Here is a 23,835-nt window from a genome sequence, read left to right as displayed (position 1 = left end):
ACCCCAACCCTCTCCCGCAGGGAGAGGGGCTTTCAGCAATTGCGGCCGCACAGCGGCCTGTCGGTGATTCCACCCAATTGTCGGTTGATCGAATGGATTTGCTGCGCGTGCGAGGCTATGCGGCACTAAAAGCGTGAGCCAACGACACGCTAGTGCCACTGCGCGAGCACAGGGCAGACATGCTGAACTCGCAGACCAGACCAGACCGGGAACCGGGAGCTGGGCCTGTCTCTCTGGAACCTGAGGTCAAGCATCAGGAAAGTTAATAAAGATCGCAACGCCACCACGTTGCACCACACCTACCCGCTGCGCTTGTGTCCGTCGCCGGGCTTTGGGGTATAACCGGGAGAGCGTCGATCATTGCCGGTGACAGCGGCCGATCAGCCAGCGACGGTCAGTCCGTGTCGCGGCCCAGTCCTGGCAACCGACGCGCTTCATCTCCCCTCCCCCGACTGCAGGAGATGTGCGACATGCGCAACGAGCAACTCAAGCCCACACTCGGTACCTGGCAACTGTGGGGAATTGCGGTGGGCCTGGTGATCTCCGGCGAATACTTCGGCTGGAGTTACGGCTGGGGCACCGCCGGCACGCTTGGCTTTCTGGTCACCACGGTGCTGGTGGCGGTGATGTACACCTGCTTCATTTTCAGTTTCACCGAACTGACCACGGCCATCCCCAATGCGGGCGGCCCGTTCGCCTACAGCCTGCGCGCGTTCGGCACCTATGGCGGCATGCTCGCCGGGCTGGCGACCTTGATCGAATTCGTGTTCGCGCCGCCGGCCATTGCCATGGCAATCGGTGCGTATCTCAATGTGCAGTTCCCCACACTGGACCCACGCGTCGCCGCGATCGGGGCGTACGTGATCTTCATGAGCTTGAACATCGTGGGTGTGGCGATCGCGGCCACGTTCGAGTTGATCGTGACCTTGCTGGCGGTGATCGAGCTGCTGGTGTTCATGGGCGTGGTGGCGCCGGGTTTCAGCGTGGCGCGCTTTGCCGCCAACGGCTGGGCCGGCAGCAATCAGTTCGGGCCGGCGGCGATCTCGGGCATCTTCGCCGCGATCCCGTTTGCGATCTGGTTCTTCCTGGCGATCGAGGGCGCGGCGATGGCCGCCGAAGAAGCCAAGGACCCGAAACGAACCATTCCACGCGCCTACATCGCCGGCATTCTTACCCTGGTGGTGCTGGCGCTGGGTGTGATGGTGTTTGCCGGCGGCGTCGGTGACTGGCGCCAGCTGTCCAACATCAACGACCCGCTGCCGCAGGCAATGAAGGCGGTGGTGGGCAACAGCTCGACGTGGTTGCACATGCTGGTGTGGATTGGCCTGTTCGGCCTGGTGGCCAGTTTCCACGGCATCATCCTGGGCTATTCGCGGCAGTTCTTCGCGCTGGCACGCGCCGGCTTCCTGCCGCACGGGCTGGCGAAGTTGTCGCGCTTCCGCACGCCGCACCGGGCCATCCTCGCCGGTGGCGTGATCGGCATTGCGGCCATCTGCAGCGACAGCGTGGTGAAGATTCAGGGCATGTCGCTGACCGCGGCCATGATCACCATGTCCGTGTTCGGCGCCATCGTGATGTATGTGATGAGCATGCTCAGCCTGTTCAAATTGCGCCGCGCCGAACCCACGCTGGAGCGCAGCTTCCGTGCACCCGGCTACCCGGTGGTGCCGGCGATCGCCTTGCTGCTGGCGCTGGTGTGCCTGGTGGCGATGGTCTGGTTCAACCCGCTGGTGGCGTTGGTCTTCGTCGGCCTGCTGCTGTTCGGTGCGGTGTGTTGCCTGCTGAGCTTGCGTGGCCGCGCCAACGCCGGGGGTATCGCGGGATGAGTGGATTTGCCTTCAGTGCCGGCGGCGAGCGCTTCCGCTTCGCCGATCTGAAGGACCTGCTGGCCAAGGCCACGCCCGCGCGCTCGGGCGATCAGCTGGCCGGGCTGGCGGCCCACTCCGAGTTGCAGCGTGTTGCCGCACAGATGGCGCTGGCGGAGCTGCCGCTGCGGCATTTCCTCGACGAGGCGGTGGTGCCGCATGAAAGTGATGAAGTCACGCGCCTGATCGTCGATCAGCACGATGCTGCCGCGTTCGCGCCGGTGGCCCACCTTACCGTTGGCGGGTTTCGCGATTGGCTGCTGGGCGCGCAAGCCGACGAAGCCGCGCTGGCGGCACTGGCACCGGGGCTGATGCCGGAAATGGTGGCCGCCGTCTCCAAGCTGATGCGGGTGCAGGACTTGATCCTGGTCGCGCAGAAAACCCGCGTGGTCACCCGCTTCCGCAACACGCTGGGTTTGCGTGGCCGCCTGTCCACGCGCCTGCAGCCCAACCATCCCACCGACGATGCCACCGGCATTGCCGCCAGCGTGCTGGATGGCCTGCTGTACGGGAACGGCGATGCGGTGATCGGCATCAACCCGGCCAGCGACAGCCTGGCCGCAACCACCGCGCTGCTGCGCATGCTCGATGCGGTGATCACTGGCTACGGCATCCCCACCCAGGCGTGCGTGCTCGCGCACATCACCACCACCATCGATGCGATCAACCGCGGCGTGCCGGTGGACCTGGTGTTCCAGTCCATTGCCGGCACCGAAGCGGCCAACACCAGCTTCGGCATCAACCTGGCGTTGCTGCAGGAAGGGCTGGACGCGGGCCTGTCGCAACAGCGCGGCAGCGTGGGCAACAACGTGATGTATTTCGAAACCGGCCAGGGCAGCGCGCTGTCGGCCAATGCGCATCATGGCGTGGATCAACAGACCTGCGAGGTGCGTGCCTACGCAGTGGCGCGCCAGTTCAACCCGCTGCTGGTCAATACCGTGGTGGGCTTCATCGGCCCGGAATATCTCTACGACGGCAAACAGATCATCCGTGCGGGACTGGAGGACCATTTCTGCGGCAAGCTGCTTGGCGTGCCGATGGGCTGCAACATCTGCTACACCAACCATGCCGAAGCCGATCAGGACGACATGGACATGCTGCTGACCCTGCTCGGCACCGCCGGCATCAACTTCATCATGGGCATTCCGGGCTCGGACGATGTGATGCTCAACTACCAGACCACCTCCTTCCACGACGCGCTGTACGCGCGGCAGGCGTTGGGCCTGCGCCCCGCGCCGGAGTTCGAACACTGGCTGGACACGCAAGGCATCCTGCGCCTGCGCGATGGCCGGTTCGAATTGGGCAGTGAGATGCCGGCGCCGTTTCGCAAGGCGCTGTCACAGCTGGATGCGGAGCAACGCGGATGAGCACGCCAACCACACCACCTCGCGATGCGTGGGCACGCTTGCGAGCGCTGACACCGGCTCGCATCGCGTTGGGGCGAGCCGGTACCAGCCTGCCGACCGCTTCGCATCTGGAGTTCCAGCTTGCGCATGCGCAGGCGCGCGATGCCGTGCACCTGGCGTTCGATCCTGCGCCGTTGCAGGCGGTGCTGCAGCAGCGCGGCCGCCGCAGCGTGTTGCTGCATAGCGCGGCCTCCGACCGTCATCTGTATCTGCAACGGCCCGACCTGGGCCGCCGCCTGAGCGATGAGGCGGCCGAACAGCTGCGTGGCACGACCGCCGTGCATGGCGGTGGCGCGGATCTGGCGGTGGTGGTGGCAGACGGCCTGTCTGCACTGGCGGTGCATCGGCATGCAGGCGCGATGCTGGAGCACATCGATGCGCTGGCTGCGCACGAAGGATGGTCGTTGGCGCCGGTGACCCTGATTGCGCAAGGCCGCGTGGCGATTGGCGATGAGGTGGGCGAACTGCTGCAGGCGCAAGCGGTGATCGTGCTGATTGGCGAGCGCCCGGGGCTCAGCTCGCCGGACAGCCTGGGGCTGTATCTCACCTATGCGCCGCGTGTTGGCCATACCGATGCGGCACGCAACTGCATTTCCAATATCCGTGGCGAAGGCCTGAGCTATGCCGAGGCTGGCCACAAGCTCGGGTACCTGCTGCGCGAGGCGTTCAGACGCAAACTCTCTGGCGTGCAGCTCAAGGACGAAGCGGATCGCCCATTGCTGGGCACCGATACCGCATCGCAAGCGGCGCCGCGCAACTTCCTGCTGCCTGAATAAACGAAGAGCGCATGGCGCTGCCTGAATCGGCGGCGCCATGCGCTCGTTTCCAAATCACCAAGCTGATACGCGCGCTTACTTGAGCGCGCCATCCTGCGGATCGCTGGCCGCATAGGTGCTGGTGGGCAATTCGTTCTCGTGCGGTTTGCGCAGCGCGTCGCGCACTGCTTCGGGGAGCTGTTCCACGTCCAGCATCACCTTGCCAGAATGCACATCGCGCACCACCGAGGTGGCCACGGTGACGTCGCCACCGTTTTCGATATTGATCACCAACTCGGCCCCGTTGCTGCGCACTTCGCGCACCGCGCCAACGCCCACTTCGCCATCGCGCAAGAACACCATCTGGCCTACTTCAATCTGCTGCATCGTGCTTCTCCTGTAGCGCACCGCCTGGCTGCTGCGGCACTGGTGGCGCATGATCGCGCTGCGGCACGTTCTGGCGAAGTGAAGCGCACGTGCTCACGCCGTGGGCGCGTGTTGCAACGCGCCCGCAGGCAAGTGTGCGGGCAGCCCGGCGACGCGCTCGAATTCCACGACATCGTGCGAACAAAACACCTCCACCTCCGCACCGTGCTGTTGCCGCAGTGCGCGCAACCGTTGCTGGTTATGCAGCCTTGCAGTGCGGTCCTTTTCCAGCATCCATTGATAGAAACGCAGCCCGGGCGTGCAATAAGGCTGCGGGTCCATTTCGCGGTGATAGAAATACGCATCGCCGGCGAGCAGCAGCCAACGCTCAGGGGTGCGCACCGCAACGGCGGCATGCCCGAACGTGTGGCCGGGGAGCGGCACCAGCAGGATCTCTGGCGGCAGCCCGTGCAAATCGTGCACGCACTCCAGGCCCATCCAGGCCGCGCCGGCGGTGCTGTCATAGGTGCGCCATTGCCCCCGTGTGGACCATTGCTGCGGGCGAAAGCGTTGCCGGTCCATCCAGGTGTGCTGCGCCAGCGCGGCATCACGCTCACGCGTCATCAGATGCACGCGCGCATGCGGAAAATCATCCAGCCCGCCGGCATGGTCGAAATCCAGATGGGTGAGCACGATATGCCGCACATCGCGCGGGTCGAAACCCAAGCGCTGGATCTGCCGGATCGCCGTCATGTCTTCGCGCAGGTCCGGTTTCACCAACGCCAGAAAGAACGCGCTTAGCCGCGCACGTGGCTCGGCGACATCCCGCAGCCCGAAGCCGGTGTCAATCAGGACCAGACCGGCATTGGTTTCCACCAACAGGCAATGGCAGCTCAGGTGGCCGCGCTCAAGCACGCCGTGCGTGCGTCCATCCATCAGGTGGCCGCCCAGCGGGCAGGTGGAGATGCAGTTGAGTTGGTGCACGCGCATCGGCACGCTCCGCGCTTGGCGGGCCAGCATTGCAAGGACGTCGTCGCTCATCGGTGAGCGATGCAGCGACGACGGCCGCCACGCACACACTGCTTTGACGGCTGTGTGTGCGTGCCAAGAGCAGCGATCAAAACGACTGCGCAGCTGCCAGGCGGGCGCGGCCGATGCTCGGAGTTGGTATATACCCACGTACACTCCGATTCCTCCACGCGGCCGCATCCACCTGACGACTGCTCGCTACGTTTCGTTAGGCGCTCCAGGGCACCTCAGCGCAGCGGGACGTCCGCCACCTTGTCCTGGTAGTCCTTCTTCGGGTCCACGCCGAGCAGCACCTTGATGCCGGCCAGCAGGCTGGAGCCGTTGAGCCAGATTTGCGCGTGATCGGCGTCCAGGCGCAGCAGCGCCAGCTTGGGATCGTCCTTGCCGCCTTCGTACCAGGCCGCGACGTACGGGTTCCACAGGCGATCGACTACGGCTGGGTCGGTGTCTTCGCGCAGCGAACCACTGATGCTGGCGAACAGGTCATGCCCCTTGCTGCTGAACGCGCCGATCACGCGCCGGCCCTGGCCCAGCATCGCAATCAAGGCATTGTCCTTGGAAGTAAAGAACCAGATCGGGCCACCACTGTCGCCTTCGATCTGCGCGGTCATCGGGCGCGCATGGCCGTCTTCGACGCCATCCAGGCCGAGCATCACGGTGCGATCGGACTTGAGGGCTTTCCAGAATTTGTCTTGCAGTTCTTTGGGATCTGCCATCTTCGATTCCTGACTAGGCGCATGTCTCTGCGGGTGCGTCAGTCTGGAAGCCGGCATGCCCACGGCATGTGACGACGTGCGCCATTGCATGCCGCGTGGGCCTGCATGGTTGCGTGGCACTGCCGTTGTGCAAACGCATATTCGCGTTGCCCAGCAGTGCGTTGTTGCGACGCGCGCACAGTGCAAAGCATGACCCCGGCGAAGCTCTTGCACATTGCCGCTGCTGCACGCCGCCGCCAAGCGGCCGCGGCAGTAGCATCGCCGCACCGCGCATGCGGTGCCAGCACGTTTGCTTCGCAAGCCACGGTGTGCCCCGCCTGCGTCTGCTTTGCCAGCACGCGGCGCACCGTTGGTGTTTGGTGTTTGGTGTTTGGTGTTTGGCGTTTGGCGTTTGCCATCCGGCAAGCGCATCCTCTCCGGAGAGCGTCATCCCATGTCTGCATCGCATATCCGCACCACCTGCCTCGCCACCGCGCTGCTGAGCCTGATCAGCCTTGATGCTGCTGCCCTCACCGGCACCGCCAGCCGCCCGCAACTCACCAGCAGCGAAGCAGGCACGTATACGATCAGCAAGGCGCTCGCCAAAGCCGGCCCGATCACAGCGTTGGTGACCGACAACTGGAACCCCACCGCCGGCGTGGCGCTGCTGACCGCCGACTTTGCAGTTGCCGCCGACGGCTCCACCCGTTATCGCACGGTGCAATCGGCAATCGATGCAGCAGTGGCCGCCGGTGGCAGCACGCGCCGCTACATCAGCGTCAAGGCCGGCACCTACACCGAGCTGGTGTGCGTGCCGAGCGGTGCACCGCCACTGACCCTGTTCGGGCTTGGCAGCGCCACGGCCGACACCGTCATCCGCTACAACAATGCCAACCCCACGCCCAAGCCAACCGGCACCGCAAGTCACCCCTGCGCCAGCAATACGTCAGCCGCCACGGTGGGCACCTCCAATAGCGCGACGGTTACCGTACGTGCCAGCGGCTTCCAGGCACGGCATCTGCGCTTTGACAATAACTATGTCGACGGCACTTACGCCGACAACGATCAATCGGCAGTGGCACTGGCCGTGCGCGGCGATCAGGCCAGCTTCGAGGACGTGCTGGTCACCGGCAACCAGGACACCTTGCTGATCAGCGCGACCAACGCCGCCAACGTGATCCGCGCGTATTTCAAGAGCAGCACGATCGAAGGCGATGTCGACTTCATCTTCGGGTCCGGCATCGGCGTGTTCGACAACGCAATCATTCGCTCGGCCGGCGCGCGCCTGGGCAGCAGCCTTGGTGGCTACATCTTCGCGCCAAGCACGCGCCCGGGCAGCGGCTACGGCTTTCTGGCGATCAACAGCCGCTTCGTGGCGGGCTCCGGATCGCCGGACAATCAAACCTACCTCGGGCGCGCATGGGACGAAGGCGTCAGTGGCCTGTCCGCGTACGTCAACGGCACCTCACCCAATGGCCAGGTGACCATCCGCGATTCCACACTGGGCAGCCACATCCGCAAGACCGCGCCATGGAATGCCTCCACCGCCAGCCTCCCGTTCTGCAGCAGCAATTGCACCAACTCGGCCAACCGCTTTTTGAATACGGCAACAGTGGTGCTGGCAGTGCCGACTGATCCAGACCGCAGCGTGCGATAGCAGCGTCGGGCCGGCACGCGTGTTTGCGCATGCCGGCGGCGGCGCCAGCGCAGTGGATCTGCTTCGCTAACAGGTGATCTGCCTCGCTGTGATTACGCGGCGAGTGCAACGAATATCGAAGCGGGTACTGAACTCACATAACGGCGCCGGGCTACTGTTATGTGGAGAACCGCTGCAATGAGTACGGCTTGTTGCCTTAGCGCCAGCCGTTGATGCCGCGCCAGGATGACAGCCAGATGGCGGCAGCGTGACCGCAACGCGCCATGCGCTTTTGCGTTTAGCGCTTCGCAGACATCGAGACGTCGTGCACCTCCATGCGTGTGGTGAGATAGATCTCGCAGCGCTCTCCGCGGTAAGCCATCCGTAGCGCAGGACTGGCAGCGCCGCGGCCGGCAACTGCGCGCACGTCTAAGCATCAGCTCGGCACGCAGGCTGCCGCCTCCACGCCAACACCTCATCAGACCTGGCACTCACTTCGGCTTGGCGGTGCCGACTTCGCCTGCCGGTTTCCGAGCGCCAGACAAACGCGCGATGGTGACGTGCCATCCGACCAGTCATGCATACGATCAATCATGCGACTCGCATCCGCGCTGCACTGTGCATCTCTCGCATGAGGTGAGCAGTGCACTGCGCAAATCCAGCGTGGCGTGCCATCGCAGCGACCTGCGCTTATTCCTTGCAGCACGCATCGCATCCCTTTTGTCACCTCTCTCCCACTTCCCTCCCCCCGGAACCGCCGATGCAACCGCACCCTCGCCTTCCCGCGCTCGCGCCACTCTCGCTCGCACTCCTCGGCCTTGCCACGTTTCAGGCCAGCGCAGCACGCCCGCATGGGCTAGACGTTGCCGATACCGCGCACAGCATCTCCACCAGTTGGGGTGTCGTGCAGCAGCCCGCGCTCCCCAGCCAGGTCTGCACAACGCTCAAGGCTGCGCTGGTGCCGGTTGCCGGCTCGCTGGATGCGCTCGACCAGGATCCCACCCAATCCAAACGCGACACCGCACGCCTGCAGGCCGCCATCGACGATTGCCCTGCCGGCAGCGCGGTGCGTCTGGTGGTCGGCGATGGCGGAGAATCCGGCCTGTTGAGCGGCCCGCTCACCATCAAGAGCGGCGTGACGTTGTGGATCGATCGCGGCGTGACCTTGTTCGGCTCGCGCAATCCGCAGGATTACGACAATGGCCTGGGCACCTGCGGCACCGCCACCACCGACAAGGCCAAGTCCTGCAACCCGTTGATCCACGTCGCCGACACTGCCAAGAGCGCCATCGTGGGCGCCGGCAAGATCGACGGCCGCGGTGGCAGCACGCTCACCGCGGGACCGAATGCCGGCAAGGCCAGCTGGTGGGATCTGGCCTATCTCAACGTCACCAAGGGCCTGAGCCAGCACGTGCCACGGCTGCTGCAGATCGATGACAGCACCGACTTCACGCTGTACGACATCACCCTGGAAAACTCGCCCAATTTCCACGTCACCACCGACAACGTGGTGGGCCTGACCGCCTGGGGCATCAAGATCCTGGCACCTAGCCTGGTGTATTCGCGCCCCGGCTACCACTGCCCTGCCGGCAGCACCCCGGACGTCAATCCGCACGCCAGCTGCTTCACCCCGGAAACCGCCAAGAACACCGACGGCTTCGACCCTGGCCAATCCAAGAACGTGCTGCTGGCGTACTCGTATATCGGTACCGGCGATGACGGCGTGGCGATCAAGGCGCATGCCAAAAACAAGCGCAGCATCGCCTCGGAAAACATGCTGTTCGCCTACAACCAGTTCTACTACACGCACGGTTTTTCGCTCGGCAGCGAAACCGATTCGGGGATGCGCCATATCGCCGTGCGCGGCTTGAGCATCGACGGCTTCAACGCCAACGACGTGCAGCGCGATCCCTACTCGGCCAATGGCCTGCGTATCAAGTCCGATGCTTCGCGCGGCGGCCAGGTCTACGACATCAGATTCGAGAACATCTGCATGCGCGGGGTTGCGCGGCCGCTGGTATTCGACGCCAACTACGCCAACCCGGCCACACGCGACCAGTTGCCGCGGTTCAGCGGCATTGCACTGACCAATGTGCACTCCCTGGGTTCCAAGGCCTTCGGTGGCGGCGAATTGAGCTTCTACGGCTATCGCGATGCGACCACCACCCTGCCCATCACCATGTCGCTGGACAACGTGGTGCTCGACGGCGGCCCGGTCGCCTTTGCGCAGCCGCATTTTGGTGGACCGGCCAGCAACCCGGGCGCGGTGCACTTCACCTTCAAAGGCGGGCCGGTGAGCTTCTTTGATCAGCTCACCGAGTCGGCGGCCAACGATGTGCAGTTGCAGGGCCGGCCCGGGCCGGGCGCGCCGTTGCAATGCGACGATGCCTTCATTGCGTACCACAGCGTGCTGCCCGACTCACCGATCTAAGCAACGCGGTGTCTGCATGCCTGTGGCGCTGCTGTGGCCGGCCTGGCCGCAGCAGCGGTTATTCATTCGGCGCCGCTGGCTGCGCGCCAGCTGTGCCAGAGCTGCTGCATCGGTGGCGCATAGGCCGTGCGACCGGCCAACTCGCGCTGCAGGCGCAGCCGCGCCAGACGCGACCAGACCCGATGTGGCCTGGCCAGCGCCGCCTTGCGTGGCCACGCGCGCAACAGCTGCGCACGCCAGGCCGGCGCACCGACGCCACCCGGCGCGGCACTGTCGCCGGCCACACGCTGGCGCGCATCCAGCCATTGCACCACCACGGCCGTGGCATCGCTGCTGCGTGTGCGTGCGAAGACCACCGCTTCCACCGCCACCACCGCTTCGGCAAATGCCTGCAGCCGCGCCATGGCCTGCGCCAGGTCGTCCGGCTGCGCACGTGCGGCCTGCATCGCCGGCAAGGTCTGCGCCAACTGCGCCCAGGGTGCGCGCACCGGTTCAAGCACGCGCCCCAATGGATGACGCGAGCGCTGGTTCGACCAGTCGTTCAATTCCTGCTGCCACCAGGCCAGCTTGGCGTCTGCCGGCAACGGGTCGCCGGCGATGTTCATGATGTCCTCCCATTCCTGCAGCAATGCGAACCAGGCCGCGGCCAGGCGACGCTGCGGTTCGGGAATGAAGGGCTCGGCCACCGACCATTCCGGCCAGCGGCTGCGCCACTTGTCGAGAAAACTGTCCAGGGCGCTGGATTGGCTCATGGCGGGTCCAGAAAAGCGAAAGAAAAGATCAGGGCTGCGGCCAGGCGGCCGGCTCCCACAACTGCGGCGGCTGTTCCACCAGCACGTCGGCCTGCCAGCTCAGCGGGTCGTCATCGCCCAGCCGGTAACCCCATAACGCAGCCACCGACGGCATGCCGGCCGCACGTGCGGCCAGGATGTCGCGCTCGTCGTCACCCACATAGACGCACTGCGTGGCGGCGACGCCGATGCGATCGGCCGCCACCAGCAACGGCAGCGGATGCGGCTTGCGCTCGGCCAGCGTATCGCCGCCGATCAGCACCGCGCAGCGCTGCTGCCAGCCCAGCTGCGGCAGGATGAGTTGCGCAAGGTATTCGGGCTTGTTGGTGACAATGCCCCAGACACAGCCGGCCTGCTCCAGGCGCTGCAGCATGACCTCGACTCCGTCGAACAGCTGTGCCTGCGTGCCGAGCAGCGCTTCATAGCGCTTGAGAAACTCCGGCACCAACGCCTCGCGCGCGGCCGCATCCAGATGCGCGAAGGCCACAGCGAGCATGGCGCGTGACCCTTTCGACACCACCGGTCGCAGCTGCGCCAGCGTGATGCACGGCAGCCCACGCTCGCTCAGCATCGCGTTGACGGTGGCCAGCATGTCCGGCGCACTGTCGAGCAAGGTGCCATCCAGGTCGAACAACACCGCACGCGGAAACCTCACAGACGCACCGCCATCCCAGCGCGGTCGGCCATCAGGCAGGAACCGGTCGACATCAAGACCGCAATCAACCGCGGTTGCGATTCCCAACTCCCGATTGCCCATTCCCCGCTCGTCACGGCTTCACCGCACACGCCAGATAGTTCACTTCGGTGCGCGAAGACAACCGCGCGCGGTTGCGCCACGGCTCGTACAGCATGCCGCTGACGTCTTGCAGCTGCAGCTCGGCAGTGCGCAGCCAGGCGGCCAGTTCGGACGGCTTGATGAAATCCTTGTAGTGATGCGTGCCCTTGGGCAGCAACCGCGCGATGTATTCGGCGCCTACTACCGCCAGCGCAAACGCTGCCGGCGTGCGATTGAGTGTAGACAGGAACAGCGTGCCGCCCGGCTTGAGCAGGCTTGCGCAGGCGCGGATGATCGCCAGCGGGTCTGGCACGTGCTCCAGCATTTCCATGCAGGTCACCGCATCGAAGCTGCCCGGCTGCTCGGCAGCCAGGTCTTCCACCGACTGCACGCGGTAGTCCACCTGCACGCCCGATTCCAGGCTGTGCAGGCGCGCCACTTTCACCAGCTCCGGCGCCAGGTCGATCGCGGTGACCTGCGCGCCCAGGCGCGCCATCGCTTCACTGAGCAGGCCGCCACCGCAGCCGACGTCGAGCACGCGTGCGCCTGGCAGCGCAACCCGCGCGGCCACGTAGTCCAGCCGCACCGGATTGAGCGCATGCAGCGGCTTCTGCGGGCCGTCGACATCCCACCAGCGGTTGGCCAGCGCAGCGAACTTGTCCAGCTCGGTCTGGTGGAAATTGGACGATGTGGATTGCGGGTTCGGATTCATGTGGCTCTCCGTGATGCGATGGCCGCGCTCAGGCGCGGACGGTGCGGATACGGTCGCGCCACTGGCGCGCGTTGGCGACCAGGGCAGCGGTATCCATGTCGATGAGCTCGCGTTGCACCAGCTTGGGCTTGCCGGCGATCCACACATCGGTCACCTGGTGGCGGCCGGCGGCATAGATCAGCTGCGACAACACGTGATGCAGCGGCTGGGTTTCCAGCGCGGACAGATCCACGCAAACCAGGTCGGCCTGCTTGCCCACCTCGATCGAGCCGATGCGGTCGCCAAAGCCGAGTGCGCGTGCGCCCCCCAAGGTGGCGGCGCGCAAGGTGGTGGCCGCATCCAGCGCGGTGGCATCGTTGGCCACTGCCTTGGCCAGGATCGCCGCGGTGCGGTTCTCGCTGAACATGTCCAGGTCATTGTTGCTGGCGCAGCCGTCGGTGCCGATCGCCAGATTCACGCTGGCGCGTTGCAGCGCGCACGCCGGGCAAAAGCCCGAGGCCAGCTTGAGATTGGATTCGGGGCAGTGCACCACGCTGACACCGCGCTCGGCGCACAGGTGGATTTCGGCCTCGGTGAGCTGGGTCATGTGCACCGCAATCAGGCGGTCGTTGACCAGGCCCAGACGATCCAGCCGTGCCAGCGGGCGCTGGCCATACTGCGCCACCGAATCAGCCACTTCCTGCGCGGTTTCGTGCGTGTGCAGATGCACCGGCATGTCCAGCTGGTCGGCCAGCATGCGTACGCGCTCGAAGTTGGCATCGTTCACCGTGTACGGCGCATGCGGTGCAAACGCGGTGCTGATCAGCGGGTCGTCGCGCCACTGGTCGTGCAGCTCGCCGGCACGTGCGAAGTATTCGTCGTCCGACGAGGCCCAGGCGGTGGGGAAATCGATGATCACCGCGCCCACCAGCGCACGGAAGCCATGCTGCTTGTAGACAGCGGCCTGCACGTCGGCAAAGAAGTAGTTCTCGTTGACGCAGGTGGTGCCGCCGCGCAGCATCTCGGCGATCGCCAGGGTGGTGCCATCGGCGACGAATTCCGGGCCGATCACTGCCGCTTCCACCGGCCAGATGTGCTGCTGCAGCCACACCATCAGCGGCAGATCGTCGGCCACGCCGCGCAGCAGCGTCATCGGGTTGTGCGTGTGCGCGTTGACCAGGCCGGGCATCAGCGCCGCGTCGGGGCGCGACACGGTGCGTGCCGGCGCGAAACGCACGCGTGCGTCGGCCGTTGGCAGCACGGCAACGATGACACCGTTGCTGACCGCCACCGCGTGGTCTTCAAGCACCACCGCATGCGGTTCGATCGGCACCACATAGCCGGCCTCGATCAGCAGGTCGCAGGGTTCGGGCGGGGCGTTGGTCATGAGCGGATCCATTGAAGTTAGTTGCCGAACGGCCAGGAGTCGGTGGAGCGTGACACAGGCACGTAGCGCATGCCGTCGTAGCGCAACACTTGGCGTTGGCGGCGCGTGCGTTCGGTGTCTTGTGCGCCCTCAACCGTGGTGGAGGTCACCACGTTTGCGGTCAGCGCGATGTCGGAGTAGCCGGCGTGGACCGGCGTGTCCATCGACAGCGTCAAGGTGCCGCGCTCGGTCACCACGCCTGCCTTCCCCCAGTTGCATAGCTCGCCTTGTACCTGTCGCCAGACAGTCAGGTTCTGCTGCAGCACCGGGCGTAGCCGGCGCCCTTCGCGGACCAGCAAGGTCAATGCGTCGTCGCTGTCGAAATCCGGGCAACTGGCGCCACGCGCGACGCTGTGCACCACGACACCAAACGCGCGCACGCCTTTGGCCAGGTCATAGCGCGCGGTATCCAGGCGCAGGCTATCGGCCGCAAGTTCCAGGCTGGCATCCTCGCCCATTGCCTGGGCATACAACGCCACCACCTCGCCACTACCGGCATCGAGCATTGCAATACGCAACTCCAGGTCGCGCTCGCCAGCCGGGGTAGTGGCATCGCCAGCAAACGCGATTGCCGCCAAGCGGATGGAGGGATCGTACGGCCACGGCTTGCAGGTCTGCGCCACGGCACGTTCCGCCGGCACCGCCGCTGCAGCGCCACCCACCACACCGGAGGCGGCAACCGCGGCCACCGCCGCTACGCTCTGCGCATCGCAGGCGGTTGCTACCGTTTGCGCAAACACCGGGCACGCCGCAAGCGTGCCACTCAGCACCATCAGGACACTGGCACTGCGTACTGCTCGGCCGGACCGGCGTCCCAGGTGCATCGGGATTACTTGACGCGCGCCGAGTACTCGCCCGAGCGGGTGTCGACCTTGATCACTTCGTCCTGGTTGACGAACAGCGGCACGCGCACCACCGCACCGGTTTCCAGGGTGGCCGGCTTGCCGCCGCCGCCAGAGGTATCGCCACGCACGCCCGGGTCGGTCTCGGTGATCTTCAGCTCGACGAAGTTCGGCGGCTGCACCCAGATCGGGGCGCCGTTCCACAAGGTCACGATGCAGTCTTCTTCGCCCTTGAGCCACTTCTCCGCGCCGCCCATGCCGGCCTTGTCGGCCTGCACCTGCTCGAAGGATTCCGGGTCCATGAAGTGCCAGTACTCGCCATCGGTGTACAGGTAACGCATGTCGGTATCGACCACGTCGGCCACTTCCACGTCATCGGTGGCCTTCATGGTCATTTCCACCACGCGGCCGGACTTGATGAAGCGGTACTTCATGCGGGTAAAGGCCTGGCCCTTGCCCGGCTTGACGTATTCGGTCTCGGTGATGACCGCCGGTTCGTTGTTGACCAGGATCTTCATGCCGTTCTTGACGTCGTTCATGCCAACAGTGGCCATGGTGCAGCTCCTCGATAAGGCGACGGCCCGCCACTTCCTGGCCGGCCGGATTAGAATGGGGCGCCCGCCGCAACCGGCGGGCATTGCTTTTGTGACCGCACATGATAACCGCAGCCCCTCTCGCCTTACAGCCATCCACACCGCCCGCCCTGCAGCCCCCGCGCTGGCAACAGCTGTGGCGGCAGGCCGTGCGCGACCCGCGTGAGCTGCTGGCGCTGCTGGGGCTGGACGCGCAGGCGGCGGGCATCAGCGAGGACGCCGCGGCCCAGTTCGCCGTGCGTGTGCCGCGCAGCTTCGTGGCGCGCATGCGCCCGGGAGACCTGACCGACCCGCTGTTGCGCCAGGTATTGCCGCTGGATGCGGAGATGCGCGTGGTGCCTGGCTTTGCGCTCGACGCGGTGGGCGATGGCGCCGCCCGCACCACCACCGGGGTGATCCAGAAATACCGCGGCCGGGCTCTGCTGATCGCCACCGGCAGCTGCGCGGTGCATTGCCGGTACTGCTTCCGCCGCCATTTCCCCTACGCCGAGGAAACCGCCGCCCGCGATGGCTGGCGCGAGGCCGTGGCGGCGATCGCCGCCGATCCGGACATCGACGAGGTACTGCTCTCCGGCGGTGACCCGTTGTCGCTGACCACGCCCAAGCTGGCCGAGCTCACCGACGCCTTGGCCGCCATCCCGCATCTCAAGCGCCTGCGCATCCACAGCCGGCTGCCGGTGGTGTTGCCCGAACGCGTGGATGCGCCGCTGCTGGCGTGGCTGCGCAGCCTGCCGTGGCCGGTGGCCTTCGTGATCCACGCCAACCACGCCAATGAATTCGATGCCGAGGTCGACGCCGCACTGCACGCGCTGCGTGGTGCCGGCGCACAGCTGCTCAACCAGGCGGTGCTGCTGCGCGGCGTCAACGACAGCGTGGACGCACTAGCGGCGCTGAGCGAGCGCAGCTTCGCCGCCGGCGTGCTGCCGTACTACCTGCATCAGCTGGACCGCGTGGCCGGCGTGGCGCATTTCGAAGTCGACGACGCACGCGCCCGTGCGCTGCATGCCGAGCTGGCAACGCGCCTGTCCGGCTATCTGGTGCCGCGCCTGGTGCGCGAGATTCCCGGCGATACGGGAAAGCGGCCACTGTAAATACCTCGGTGGCGCATGGGAGTGGCATGTAGAGCGCAGCTTTCCGCTCGCCTGCGGGGAAACAAACCACCCCCACATCCCGTAGGAGCGCACTTGAGCGCGACCGGCGTTACCGGGAACGCCCCATCGCGCACAGGTGCGCTCCTACGTAGCTAGCCGCGCTGCTCTGCAATCGATTAGGTAACGCCGACAAGATGCGGCGCAATCCCATCGGTTGAGCGCACTCGCTCGCCTGCACGGAAATAAACCAAACCACCATCTCGTGGGAGCGCATCCGGGTGCGACCGGGCACCCTCCATCCCCTAGGAGCGCGCTTGGGCGCGACCGGCGTTACCGTGAAAGCCCCATCGCGCACAGGTGCGCTCCTACGTGGCTAGCCGCACTGCTCAGCAGTCGGTTAGGCGACACCAAGCACAGACGCTGTCATCAAGCCGGTTGAGGCACTCGTCAGCCCGCCGCGATCAGCTTGACCATGTCGGCCGGGCTCAACGGGCGGCTGAACCAGTAGCCCTGGCCCAGGTCGCAGCCGCGGTCGCGCAACAGGTTGAACTGCGCTTCCTGCTCGATGCCCTCGGCCACCACGGTGATCCCCAGCGAATGCGCCATGCCGATGATGGCCGTGGTCAGGGCGAGGTCGTCGGGGTCGCGCTGCAGATCGGCGATGAAGCTCTTGTCGATCTTGACGCCATCCACCGGCACCTGGCGCAGATGGCTCAGGCCGGAAAAGCCGGTGCCGAAATCGTCCAGCCACACCTTCACCCCGGTGCGGTGCAATTGATCGAGCAGGCTTGCGGCCATCATCTCGTCGCCGATCACCGCGGTCTCGGTGAGCTCCAGATGCAGGCGCGCGGCCGGCAGGCCGGATTCGGCCAGGCACTCGGCCACGGTGTCGATCAGGTCGCCACTGCGCAGCTGCCGCGGCGAAACATTGACCGAAATGAACAAGCCCTCGCCCACCACCGGCCATTTGGCCGCTTCCAGGCAGGCCGCACGCAGCACCTTGGGGCCGATCACCTCGATCAACCCACTCTGCTCGGCGATGTCGATGAAGGTGGACGGCGGAATCGTGCCCAACGCCGGGTGCTGCCAGCGCAACAACACCTCCACACCCACCAGCACGCGGTCGCTGGTGCGGTAGATCGGCTGATAGACCAACCGCAACTCATCACGCTCCCAGGCACCCCGCAACTCGTGCTCCATGTGCACGCGGCGCTCCACCGCATGGTCGGCTGCGCGGCTGTAGAACCGGTGGCAATTCTTGCCGGCCACCTTGGCCTGGTACATCGCAATGTCGCCATTCTTCAGCAGCGCCGTGGCGTCGTTGGCATCGTCCGGGAACAAGGTGATGCCGATCGACGTGCCCAAAAACACCTCGCGTCCCTGCACGTTCAACGGGCGGCTCAACTCATGCACCAGGCGGTCGGCCAGCTGCGCGGCGAGCAAGGTCACATCGCCACTCTGCAGCAGGATCACGAACTCATCGCCGCCGAACCGCGCCAGGATCGCGTCATCGCCGCCCAGTGCCGCCACCGCACGGCTGATGCGGCTGGAGAACTGCAGCAGCGCTTCGTCCCCGGCCTCGTGGCCCAGGGTGTCGTTGACCCGTTTGAAGTCGTCGATGTCGGCGAACAACAGCGCCAGCTTGCTGTCGGTACTGCGTGCGGTGTGCAGCAGATGGTCCAGGCCTTCGCGGAAGCCCAGGCGGTTGGTCAGCCCGGTCAGCGCGTCGGTGTAGGCCATGTGGCGCACCTCGCGATCGTGCCGGGCAATGCTTTCGCTCATGCGCCCGAACGCGGAAATCAACTCGCCGATTTCGTCATTGCGCGGATGCGGCGGCAGCTGCACCAGATAGTCGCCACGTTCGATCTGCCGCGCCGCCGCCGCCAGCAGGCGCACCGGTGCCACCAGCGTGCGTTGCACATAGATGGCCAGCAGGATGCCCAGCGCCACCAGCGCTGCCAGCAGTACCAGCAGCCAGCCCAGATCGCGCTTGCCGATCGCATTGAGATTCTGCACCAGGGTGAGGTTGGCGCTGGATTCGATCTTGCGCACGCGCTCGCGCGACATGCCCACCCGTACGCCGCCGATGCGCTGGTCGCCGACCTTGATCGGCACCGTCACATCCAGCACTTCCGGCGAAGACTGCAACAGCAGGGCCGGCGCGGCGATCGCCTTGGCAGCGAGCGGGTCCTGCATGGGCTGGCCATAGCCCTGCAGCGTGGCGCTGCCGTCGTGCACCAGCCGGCCGCGGCGGTCGAACACCAGCACGTAGCTCACCACCTGCTGGCGCGAGGCGTTGCGCACCAGCGCGCCCACCGCCGCCAGATCCGAGTAGTACAGCGGGTTGGCCAGGCCCGAGGCCAGCTCGGTGGCCAGGGTCTCGCCACGCGTGCGCAGGCTGCGGTCGAACAACTCATGCAGGATCTGCGCACTCAGGCTGCGCACCTCGCGCTGCATCGAACTTTGCCGCTGCAACAGCGAAGCCAGGATGGCGCCGACCAACAACAGCGTCAGCGCCATCACCAGCAGGAACCGGGCCTGCAATCCAAAGCGCACCTGCGTCATTCCACCTGCGTCCTGACCTGTTGCAGCCCGTTGCGCAACGCCTCCAGGCGCGCGCGGCTGGGCGCGTCCACGGGATGGAACGCCGTGGTGCCGAAAAAGCGCTTCAACGCCGGGCCGGCCTGTGGGTCGGCGGCGGCCTGCAGCAGCACCGCGCGCAGGCGCCTCTCCACCGCCGGATCGATGCCGGTACGCACCATCTCCACCGCGCGCGGCACCGGCGCACTGCGGTGCACGATGCGGAACTCACGCTTGAACGTGGGCGGCAGGTGGCGCTCGTCGTCCCAATCGAGGTTACTGAAAGCGCCGGCGTCGATCAGCCGTTTGTGCACAAAGGCGGCGATGTTCAACTTCGAGCCGACCAACAGGTAACCCACCGAACCGAGCACCTGGGTATCGTCGGGCGACAGCAGCACATCGCAGGCCAGGCCATTGCGCACCAGCTCCAGCATCGGCACCAGGTAGCCACTGGTGGACGAGGCGTTCTGCAGCGCCAGGGTGTGGCCACGCAACTGCGCCAGCGAACGGATCGGGCTGTCGCGCCGCACGAAAAACACGGTGTGGAAGTCGCGCACCCCGCTACGTTCGGTCATCAACAATGGATGTGCGCTGCCGCGCTGCTCCAGCAGCATCGCCGCACCGGCGGTTTCGCTGACCCAGTCCACCCGGCCACGGCGCAGGTAACTGGCCATCTGGCGCGCATCCGGCGCCATCAGGATCTCGCCACTGCGGATGCCGACCCCGCGCATGCGCGGCACCACATAGTCCAGCAGCGGCTTGAGTTGATCGTAATGGGTGGCCGGATCATCGCTGATACGCCCCAGAACCAGGACCGAAGAAGGCGCTGCCGCAGCCGTCGCGGCGAAACTTGCGCAGGCCAGCAGCCACGCAATCAGACAGCATCGTAGACCGCGCAAACCAGCTACTCCCCTAGAGTCGCCGACACCTTAGCCGAATCTTCCAGGTTGTGACAGCCGTCAGGTTCCGGCCTGGCGCGCCAGCCCCGCCATGCGCTGGGCATCGGCCAGGATGCCGCGCAGCAGACGCACTTCCTGCTCGGTCATTTCCGCGCGCAGCAGCAGCCGACGCAACTTGCGCATTGCCGAATCCGGCGCACGGCCCTTATGGAAGTCGATCTCGTCCAGGGTCTGGCCCAGTTGGCCGAACAACCCTTCCATCTGCGCATGGCTGGCCGGCAGCTCACGTGGGCCAGCGCTGTCCGCGGCCGGCGCGGCCGGTGCGGCGGGCGTGGCCTCTGCCGCAAGCTGTGCCAGGCGCATCTCGTAAGCCAGCACCTGCACCGCCGAAGCCAGGTTGAGCGAACTGAACTGCGGGTCGGAGGGGATATGCACGGCCGCATGGCAGAGCTGCAATTCGTCATTGGTCAGCCCGGTGCGCTCGCGCCCGAACACGATCGCCACCTCGGCCGGTTCGGCCGCCTTGGCCCAGGCGCGGCCCGCGCCCACGTCCGGCGCCAACTCTTCCAGCGCTACCCGGCGCGCGCGCGCCGTGCAGCCGATCACCAGCGTGCAGTCCGCCACCGCCTCGGCCAGCGTCTCGAAGATCGGTGCATCGCTGAGCACGTCTTCGGCGCCAGCAGAGCGGCGGTAGGCATCTTCATCGAGTGCCTTTTCCGGTGCGACCAACACCAGGCGCGTCAGCCCCATGGTCTTCATCGCGCGCGCGGCGGCGCCGATGTTGCCTGGATGCTGGGTACCGACGAGAACAAAACGGATGCGCTGACTGACGGACATGAACGGAGATTGGGGAGCAGTTCGACCGTAGATGGTAAACTGCGCAGCCGGCTTTCGCGCCGGACCGCTCTTTTACCTTCGCCATTTCCGATTCTGCCTTCACGGGAGCTTTAACCATGCAGAAACCCGCCGTCACCGTCATGGTCAAAGCCGCCCGCCTCGCCGGCAATGTGCTGTTGCGCGGTATCAACAAGCTCGATGCCCTCAACGTGGTGCAGAAGGGCCGCATGGACTACGCCAGCGAAGTCGATGCCGACGCCGAGAAGGTCATCATCAAGGAACTCAAGCGCGGCTACCCCGAGTACGCCGTGTTTGGCGAAGAAGGCGGCGTGCAGGGCGGCAAGAGTGGCCGCTACACCTGGGTCATCGACCCGCTCGACGGCACCAGCAACTACCTGCGCGGCTTCCCGCATTACTGCGTGTCGATTGCGCTGGTGGAAAATGGCGAGCCGACCGACGCGGTGATCTTCGACCCGTTGCGCAACGAGCTGTTCACTGCCAACCGTGGCGCAGGCGCAGTGCTCAACGATCGCCGTATTCGCATTGCCGAGCGCAAGGATCTGGAAGGCGCGATGGTCCACACCGGTTTCCCGCCGCGCGAGCGCGCACGCGCCAGCGCCCAGCTCAAGTGCGTGGACGCGCTGCTGGTGCAGGCAGAAGACGTGCGCCGTACCGGCTCGGCCGCGCTGGACCTGGCCTATGTCGCCTGCGGCCGTGCCGATGCGTATTTCGAAGCCGGCGTCAAAGCCTGGGACATCGCGGCCGGCGTGCTGCTGGTGCGCGAAGCCGGTGGCCGCGTTTGCGACTACAAGGGCGCCACCCCGCCGCGCATGGACAACATGGGCCCGGAAACGCAGCAGATCGTGGCGGGCAACATCAAGATCAGCGACGCACTGCAGAAGGTGATCGTCAACACCGGCTACGCACGCGAATTCGATTCGAAGTTCTGACCGGCACCCGGGCAATCGTAGGAGCGCGCTCGCGCGCGACGGAGCTTTCCCGAGTAACGCCTCCTCGCGACCAAGGTCGCTCCTACACGACAGACCGCAATAAACGAAGAAGGCCGGGATCGCTCCCGGCCTTCTTGCGTTACAGCGTGAACGCTGGCTACTCACCTACATTCGCCAACACATTTTAATCAGCGCTCCGGCAATCGTAGGAGCGCGCTCGCGCGCGATGGAGCCTCCCCGGAGTAACGCCTCCTCGCGACCAAGGTCGCTCCTACACGACAGACCGCAATAAACGAAGAAGGCCAGGATCGCTCCTGGCCTTCTTGCGTTACAGCATCAGCGCAGACTCAGGCGATCGCGGCGTGGTAACGGCGCTCGACTTCGTCCCAGTTCACCACGTTGTAGAACGCGCCGATGTAGTCCGGGCGACGGTTCTGATACTTCAGGTAATAGGCGTGTTCCCACACGTCCAGGCCCAGGATCGGCGTGTTGCCTTCGAACAGCGGGCTGTCCTGGTTGGCGGTGCTTTCGACCACGACCTTCTTGTCCGGGGTGACGCTCAACCATGCCCAGCCCGAACCGAAACGGCTCAGCGCGGCCTTGGTGAAGGCTTCCTTGAACTTCTCGAAACCGCCGATGTCCTTGTCGATCGCCTTGGCGACCTCGCCCTTGGGCTCGCCGCCGCCGTTGGGGGACATCACGGTCCAGAACAGCGAATGGTTGGCATGGCCACCACCGTTGTTACGCACCGGGCCCTGCAGGTTTTCCGGCAGGCTCTTCAACTTGGAGACCAGCTCCTCAACCGGCAGGTCGGCGTACTCGGTCCCTTCCAGCGCCGCATTGACGTTGTTGATGTAGGTCTGGTGATGCTTGGTGTGATGGATTTCCATCGTCTGCGCATCGATGTTCGGTTCCAGCGCGTCGTAAGCGTAGGGCAACTGCGGAAGGGTATAAGCCATGAGGGTCTCCTGGACTTGCCGCCCGGCAAAAGACCGGGCGTTGCGGGGTAGATGGTAAGGACCTGGACTGCGCTTACCAAGGGTGAGGCGAGGGAAACTTCATCCCATCACCTGCGCAGTGCCGCAGTTCCTCGGCTGCACACCTTGCACCATGCCCCGGTTACTTCGGCGTGAACCGGGCGTGCCCTTCCCCGCCGCCACGTTCAAAGTCGACACAGTCGCGCGACGGCATACTTGGTCTCTCATCCGCCATGGCTGCGGTTGCCTCTTTCGCTTCGGACCACCCATGCGCAAACCCGCCTTGCTGATCGTCGCCATCGTCCTGCTTGTGGCCGGGCTCTGGGTCATGCGTGTCGTGCAGACGCCCAAGCCGCAGTTCGCCCCGCAACTGTCGGCACCTGTGGCTGCCGCACCAGCCGTAACGTCGGCGCGCCAGGTGCCGCGGCTGCCGGCATTCCTGCCGACCGAAGCCATGGCAACCATCGTGTTGATACAACGCGGCGGGCCGTTTCCGTATCCGCAGGACGGCGCGGTGTTCGGCAATCGTGAGCAGCGGCTGCCGGAACGGCCGCGCGGCTATTACCACGAGTACACCGTGGACACGCCCGGCAGCGCAGATCGCGGCGCACGCCGGATCGTCACCGGCGGCACGCCGCCGCAGAGCTGGTACTACAGCGACGATCACTACGCCAATTTCAAATCCTTCCAGGGCCCCACCCCGGAGCAGGCACCATGAGTGCAGGCGACTTTGCGCTGGATCTATCCGACCCACAGCAGTCCGGCGTGTATAAGGCGCAGACCCAGGACCTGGACACCATGGCCGCCCTGGCACGCGATGCCGGGCTGCGCATCCTGCGGGTGGATTTGGCGGCCTGCGCCGACAAACGCACCCTGCTGATGCGCCTGGCAATCCAGCTCGATTTCCCGCCTGGCTTCGGTCGTAATTGGGACGCGTTGAGCGATGCCCTGCGCGATCTCAGCTGGCTGCCGGCACCACGCGGCTACGCGCTGTTGCTCGATGGTGCCGATGCATTGGCCACCCACGCACCGGCCGACCGCGACAGCCTGCTCGACATCCTCGACGAAGCTGCCACCACCTGGGCGGCGCGCGGACGCAGCTTTGCCGCCTTCGTCGCGCCGGCAAGCGCCTGCGACTGACGTTCAAGACAGCTGCTACGCCGACGCAGCTCGTGCGTATCGGCGTCACCTGCCCCGCAC

21 protein-coding genes, 1 other RNA gene and 1 pseudogene are annotated in these 23,835 nt (G+C 65.7%); 10 read left to right on the top strand and 13 right to left on the bottom strand.

All coding sequences use genetic code 11. From position 1 onward, the window contains the following. Positions 1-461 precede the first annotated feature (461 nt). The 3 genes from eat to eutC are packed head-to-tail and all read left to right on the top strand — an operon-like array spanning position 462 to position 4,047. On the top strand, positions 462-1,826 hold the full coding sequence (gene eat, locus ACCQ09_RS09790; RefSeq protein ID WP_040941213.1) for an ethanolamine permease: 1,365 nt from the start codon (positions 462-464) through the stop codon (positions 1,824-1,826). After that, entirely contained in the window at positions 1,823-3,232 is a 1,410-nt protein-coding gene (locus tag ACCQ09_RS09785) for an ethanolamine ammonia-lyase subunit EutB (protein ID WP_040941212.1), read from the top strand. Before eat ends, ACCQ09_RS09785 begins: the two co-directional genes overlap by 4 nt. Next, positions 3,229-4,047 carry an ethanolamine ammonia-lyase subunit EutC gene (gene eutC / locus ACCQ09_RS09780; RefSeq protein ID WP_011269658.1) on the top strand — a complete coding sequence of 273 codons (819 nt, stop codon included), beginning with the start codon at positions 3,229-3,231 and terminating at the stop codon, positions 4,045-4,047. Before ACCQ09_RS09785 ends, eutC begins: the two co-directional genes overlap by 4 nt. Before the next feature lie 75 nt (positions 4,048-4,122). On the opposite strand, the gene ACCQ09_RS09775 is transcribed toward eutC, so the two are convergent. After that, positions 4,123-4,413 carry a hypothetical protein gene (locus tag ACCQ09_RS09775; protein WP_012438158.1) on the bottom strand — a complete coding sequence of 97 codons (291 nt, stop codon included), beginning with the start codon at positions 4,411-4,413 and terminating at the stop codon, positions 4,123-4,125. A gap of 93 nt (positions 4,414-4,506) precedes the next feature. Further along, positions 4,507-5,382, bottom strand: coding sequence for an MBL fold metallo-hydrolase (locus tag ACCQ09_RS09770; protein ID WP_040942305.1), 876 nt, complete (start codon positions 5,380-5,382; stop codon positions 4,507-4,509). 179 nt (positions 5,383-5,561) lie between these two features. Here ACCQ09_RS09770 and ACCQ09_RS09765 point away from each other — a divergent pair. Beyond that, positions 5,562-5,635, top strand: a non-coding RNA gene (locus tag ACCQ09_RS09765) — sX9 sRNA. A 13-nt stretch (positions 5,636-5,648) separates the two neighbouring features. Here ACCQ09_RS09765 and ACCQ09_RS09760 read toward each other — a convergent pair. Then, positions 5,649-6,137 carry a pyridoxamine 5'-phosphate oxidase family protein gene (locus ACCQ09_RS09760; protein ID WP_011037408.1) on the bottom strand — a complete coding sequence of 163 codons (489 nt, stop codon included), beginning with the start codon at positions 6,135-6,137 and terminating at the stop codon, positions 5,649-5,651. A gap of 475 nt (positions 6,138-6,612) precedes the next feature. On the opposite strand from ACCQ09_RS09760, the pseudogene ACCQ09_RS09755 reads away from it, so the two are divergent. Together ACCQ09_RS09755 and ACCQ09_RS09750 are read left to right on the top strand one after the other, a co-directional pair. Further along, positions 6,613-7,751: pseudogene (locus ACCQ09_RS09755) on the top strand (putative acyl-CoA thioester hydrolase). A gap of 761 nt (positions 7,752-8,512) precedes the next feature. Further along, entirely contained in the window at positions 8,513-10,183 is a 1,671-nt protein-coding gene (locus ACCQ09_RS09750) for a glycoside hydrolase family 28 protein (RefSeq protein WP_011037410.1), read from the top strand. Between the two features lie 62 nt (positions 10,184-10,245). Here ACCQ09_RS09750 and ACCQ09_RS09745 read toward each other — a convergent pair whose 3' ends face one another. The 6 genes from ACCQ09_RS09745 to efp all read right to left on the bottom strand — a co-directional run bounded on the left by ACCQ09_RS09745 (position 10,246) and on the right by efp (position 15,262). Next, positions 10,246-10,935, bottom strand: a complete 690-nt coding sequence (locus tag ACCQ09_RS09745; protein ID WP_011037411.1) for an isoprenoid biosynthesis enzyme family protein — start codon at positions 10,933-10,935, stop codon at positions 10,246-10,248. A gap of 28 nt (positions 10,936-10,963) precedes the next feature. Next, on the bottom strand, positions 10,964-11,629 hold the full coding sequence (locus ACCQ09_RS09740) for a phosphoglycolate phosphatase (RefSeq protein WP_011037412.1): 666 nt from the start codon (positions 11,627-11,629) through the stop codon (positions 10,964-10,966). 112 nt (positions 11,630-11,741) lie between these two features. Then, positions 11,742-12,461: a bifunctional 2-polyprenyl-6-hydroxyphenol methylase/3-demethylubiquinol 3-O-methyltransferase UbiG gene (ubiG, locus tag ACCQ09_RS09735; protein WP_016944066.1), complete on the bottom strand. Its 720-nt coding sequence runs from the start codon at positions 12,459-12,461 to the stop codon at positions 11,742-11,744. Between the two features lie 28 nt (positions 12,462-12,489). Further along, positions 12,490-13,827, bottom strand: a complete 1,338-nt coding sequence (locus ACCQ09_RS09730; protein WP_040942304.1) for a TRZ/ATZ family hydrolase — start codon at positions 13,825-13,827, stop codon at positions 12,490-12,492. A gap of 17 nt (positions 13,828-13,844) precedes the next feature. Next, complete coding sequence (locus ACCQ09_RS09725; RefSeq protein WP_011037415.1) at positions 13,845-14,690, bottom strand: PA3715 family protein; 846 nt, start codon at positions 14,688-14,690, stop codon at positions 13,845-13,847. Positions 14,691-14,695: 5 nt separating this feature from the next. Beyond that, positions 14,696-15,262: an elongation factor P gene (efp, locus tag ACCQ09_RS09720; RefSeq protein ID WP_011037416.1), complete on the bottom strand. Its 567-nt coding sequence runs from the start codon at positions 15,260-15,262 to the stop codon at positions 14,696-14,698. 101 nt (positions 15,263-15,363) lie between these two features. Here efp and epmB point away from each other — a divergent pair, with 101 nt between their 5' ends. Further along, on the top strand, positions 15,364-16,392 hold the full coding sequence (gene epmB, locus ACCQ09_RS09715) for an EF-P beta-lysylation protein EpmB (RefSeq protein ID WP_011037417.1): 1,029 nt from the start codon (positions 15,364-15,366) through the stop codon (positions 16,390-16,392). Between the two features lie 447 nt (positions 16,393-16,839). Here the strand turns inward: epmB and ACCQ09_RS09710 are convergent, their stop codons facing one another. The 3 genes from ACCQ09_RS09710 to ACCQ09_RS09700 are packed head-to-tail and all read right to left on the bottom strand — an operon-like array spanning position 16,840 to position 20,708. After that, positions 16,840-18,957, bottom strand: a complete 2,118-nt coding sequence (locus ACCQ09_RS09710; protein WP_070691231.1) for a putative bifunctional diguanylate cyclase/phosphodiesterase — start codon at positions 18,955-18,957, stop codon at positions 16,840-16,842. Then, positions 18,954-19,871 (bottom strand): phosphate/phosphite/phosphonate ABC transporter substrate-binding protein, encoded by a 918-nt coding sequence (locus ACCQ09_RS09705; RefSeq protein WP_011037419.1) that lies wholly within the window; start codon positions 19,869-19,871, stop codon positions 18,954-18,956. The genes ACCQ09_RS09710 and ACCQ09_RS09705 overlap by 4 nt, the downstream gene beginning before the upstream one ends. 60 nt (positions 19,872-19,931) lie before the next feature. Beyond that, on the bottom strand, positions 19,932-20,708 hold the full coding sequence (locus tag ACCQ09_RS09700) for an RNA methyltransferase (RefSeq protein ID WP_011037420.1): 777 nt from the start codon (positions 20,706-20,708) through the stop codon (positions 19,932-19,934). 116 nt (positions 20,709-20,824) lie between these two features. On the opposite strand from ACCQ09_RS09700, the gene ACCQ09_RS09695 reads away from it, so the two are divergent. After that, complete coding sequence (locus tag ACCQ09_RS09695) at positions 20,825-21,658, top strand: inositol monophosphatase family protein (protein WP_228427815.1); 834 nt, start codon at positions 20,825-20,827, stop codon at positions 21,656-21,658. Positions 21,659-22,005: 347 nt separating this feature from the next. Here the strand turns inward: ACCQ09_RS09695 and ACCQ09_RS09690 are convergent, their stop codons facing one another. Then, positions 22,006-22,617, bottom strand: a complete 612-nt coding sequence (locus tag ACCQ09_RS09690) for a superoxide dismutase (protein WP_011037422.1) — start codon at positions 22,615-22,617, stop codon at positions 22,006-22,008. 286 nt (positions 22,618-22,903) lie between these two features. On the opposite strand from ACCQ09_RS09690, the gene ACCQ09_RS09685 reads away from it, so the two are divergent. Further along, positions 22,904-23,353: a ribonuclease gene (locus ACCQ09_RS09685; protein WP_011037423.1), complete on the top strand. Its 450-nt coding sequence runs from the start codon at positions 22,904-22,906 to the stop codon at positions 23,351-23,353. Beyond that, positions 23,350-23,775, top strand: a complete 426-nt coding sequence (locus ACCQ09_RS09680; protein WP_040941206.1) for a barstar family protein — start codon at positions 23,350-23,352, stop codon at positions 23,773-23,775. The genes ACCQ09_RS09685 and ACCQ09_RS09680 overlap by 4 nt, the downstream gene beginning before the upstream one ends. The last annotated feature ends 60 nt before the right edge of the window (positions 23,776-23,835 follow it).

This window comes from Xanthomonas sp. NCPPB 2586 (assembly GCF_041475775.2).
Lineage (GTDB): Bacteria > Pseudomonadota > Gammaproteobacteria > Xanthomonadales > Xanthomonadaceae > Xanthomonas > Xanthomonas campestris.
Note: the sequence above shows the minus strand (reverse complement) of the source record. Positions and strands in the feature narration are given on the sequence as shown.

Excerpts from the sequence above, each read along its gene's own strand:
- ACCQ09_RS09730 (WP_040942304.1), bottom strand. The coding sequence starts at position 13,827 with ATGACCAACGCCCCGCCCGAACCCTGCGACCTGCTGATCGAGGCCGGC.
- ACCQ09_RS09750 (WP_011037410.1), top strand. The coding sequence starts at position 8,513 with ATGCAACCGCACCCTCGCCTTCCCGCGCTCGCGCCACTCTCGCTCGCA.
- ACCQ09_RS09760 (WP_011037408.1), bottom strand. The coding sequence starts at position 6,137 with ATGGCAGATCCCAAAGAACTGCAAGACAAATTCTGGAAAGCCCTCAAG.
- ACCQ09_RS09700 (WP_011037420.1), bottom strand. The coding sequence starts at position 20,708 with ATGTCCGTCAGTCAGCGCATCCGTTTTGTTCTCGTCGGTACCCAGCAT.
- ACCQ09_RS09745 (WP_011037411.1), bottom strand. The coding sequence starts at position 10,935 with ATGAGCCAATCCAGCGCCCTGGACAGTTTTCTCGACAAGTGGCGCAGC.
- ACCQ09_RS09690 (WP_011037422.1), bottom strand. The coding sequence starts at position 22,617 with ATGGCTTATACCCTTCCGCAGTTGCCCTACGCTTACGACGCGCTGGAA.
- ACCQ09_RS09685 (WP_011037423.1), top strand. The coding sequence starts at position 22,904 with ATGCGCAAACCCGCCTTGCTGATCGTCGCCATCGTCCTGCTTGTGGCC.
- eat (WP_040941213.1), top strand. The coding sequence starts at position 462 with ATGTGCGACATGCGCAACGAGCAACTCAAGCCCACACTCGGTACCTGG.
- ACCQ09_RS09785 (WP_040941212.1), top strand. The coding sequence starts at position 1,823 with ATGAGTGGATTTGCCTTCAGTGCCGGCGGCGAGCGCTTCCGCTTCGCC.
- efp (WP_011037416.1), bottom strand. The coding sequence starts at position 15,262 with ATGGCCACTGTTGGCATGAACGACGTCAAGAACGGCATGAAGATCCTG.
- ACCQ09_RS09725 (WP_011037415.1), bottom strand. The coding sequence starts at position 14,690 with ATGCACCTGGGACGCCGGTCCGGCCGAGCAGTACGCAGTGCCAGTGTC.
- ACCQ09_RS09770 (WP_040942305.1), bottom strand. The coding sequence starts at position 5,382 with ATGCGCGTGCACCAACTCAACTGCATCTCCACCTGCCCGCTGGGCGGC.
- ACCQ09_RS09680 (WP_040941206.1), top strand. The coding sequence starts at position 23,350 with ATGAGTGCAGGCGACTTTGCGCTGGATCTATCCGACCCACAGCAGTCC.
- ACCQ09_RS09695 (WP_228427815.1), top strand. The coding sequence starts at position 20,825 with ATGCAGAAACCCGCCGTCACCGTCATGGTCAAAGCCGCCCGCCTCGCC.
- ACCQ09_RS09710 (WP_070691231.1), bottom strand. The coding sequence starts at position 18,957 with ATGACGCAGGTGCGCTTTGGATTGCAGGCCCGGTTCCTGCTGGTGATG.
- ACCQ09_RS09775 (WP_012438158.1), bottom strand. The coding sequence starts at position 4,413 with ATGCAGCAGATTGAAGTAGGCCAGATGGTGTTCTTGCGCGATGGCGAA.
- epmB (WP_011037417.1), top strand. The coding sequence starts at position 15,364 with ATGATAACCGCAGCCCCTCTCGCCTTACAGCCATCCACACCGCCCGCC.
- ubiG (WP_016944066.1), bottom strand. The coding sequence starts at position 12,461 with ATGAATCCGAACCCGCAATCCACATCGTCCAATTTCCACCAGACCGAG.
- eutC (WP_011269658.1), top strand. The coding sequence starts at position 3,229 with ATGAGCACGCCAACCACACCACCTCGCGATGCGTGGGCACGCTTGCGA.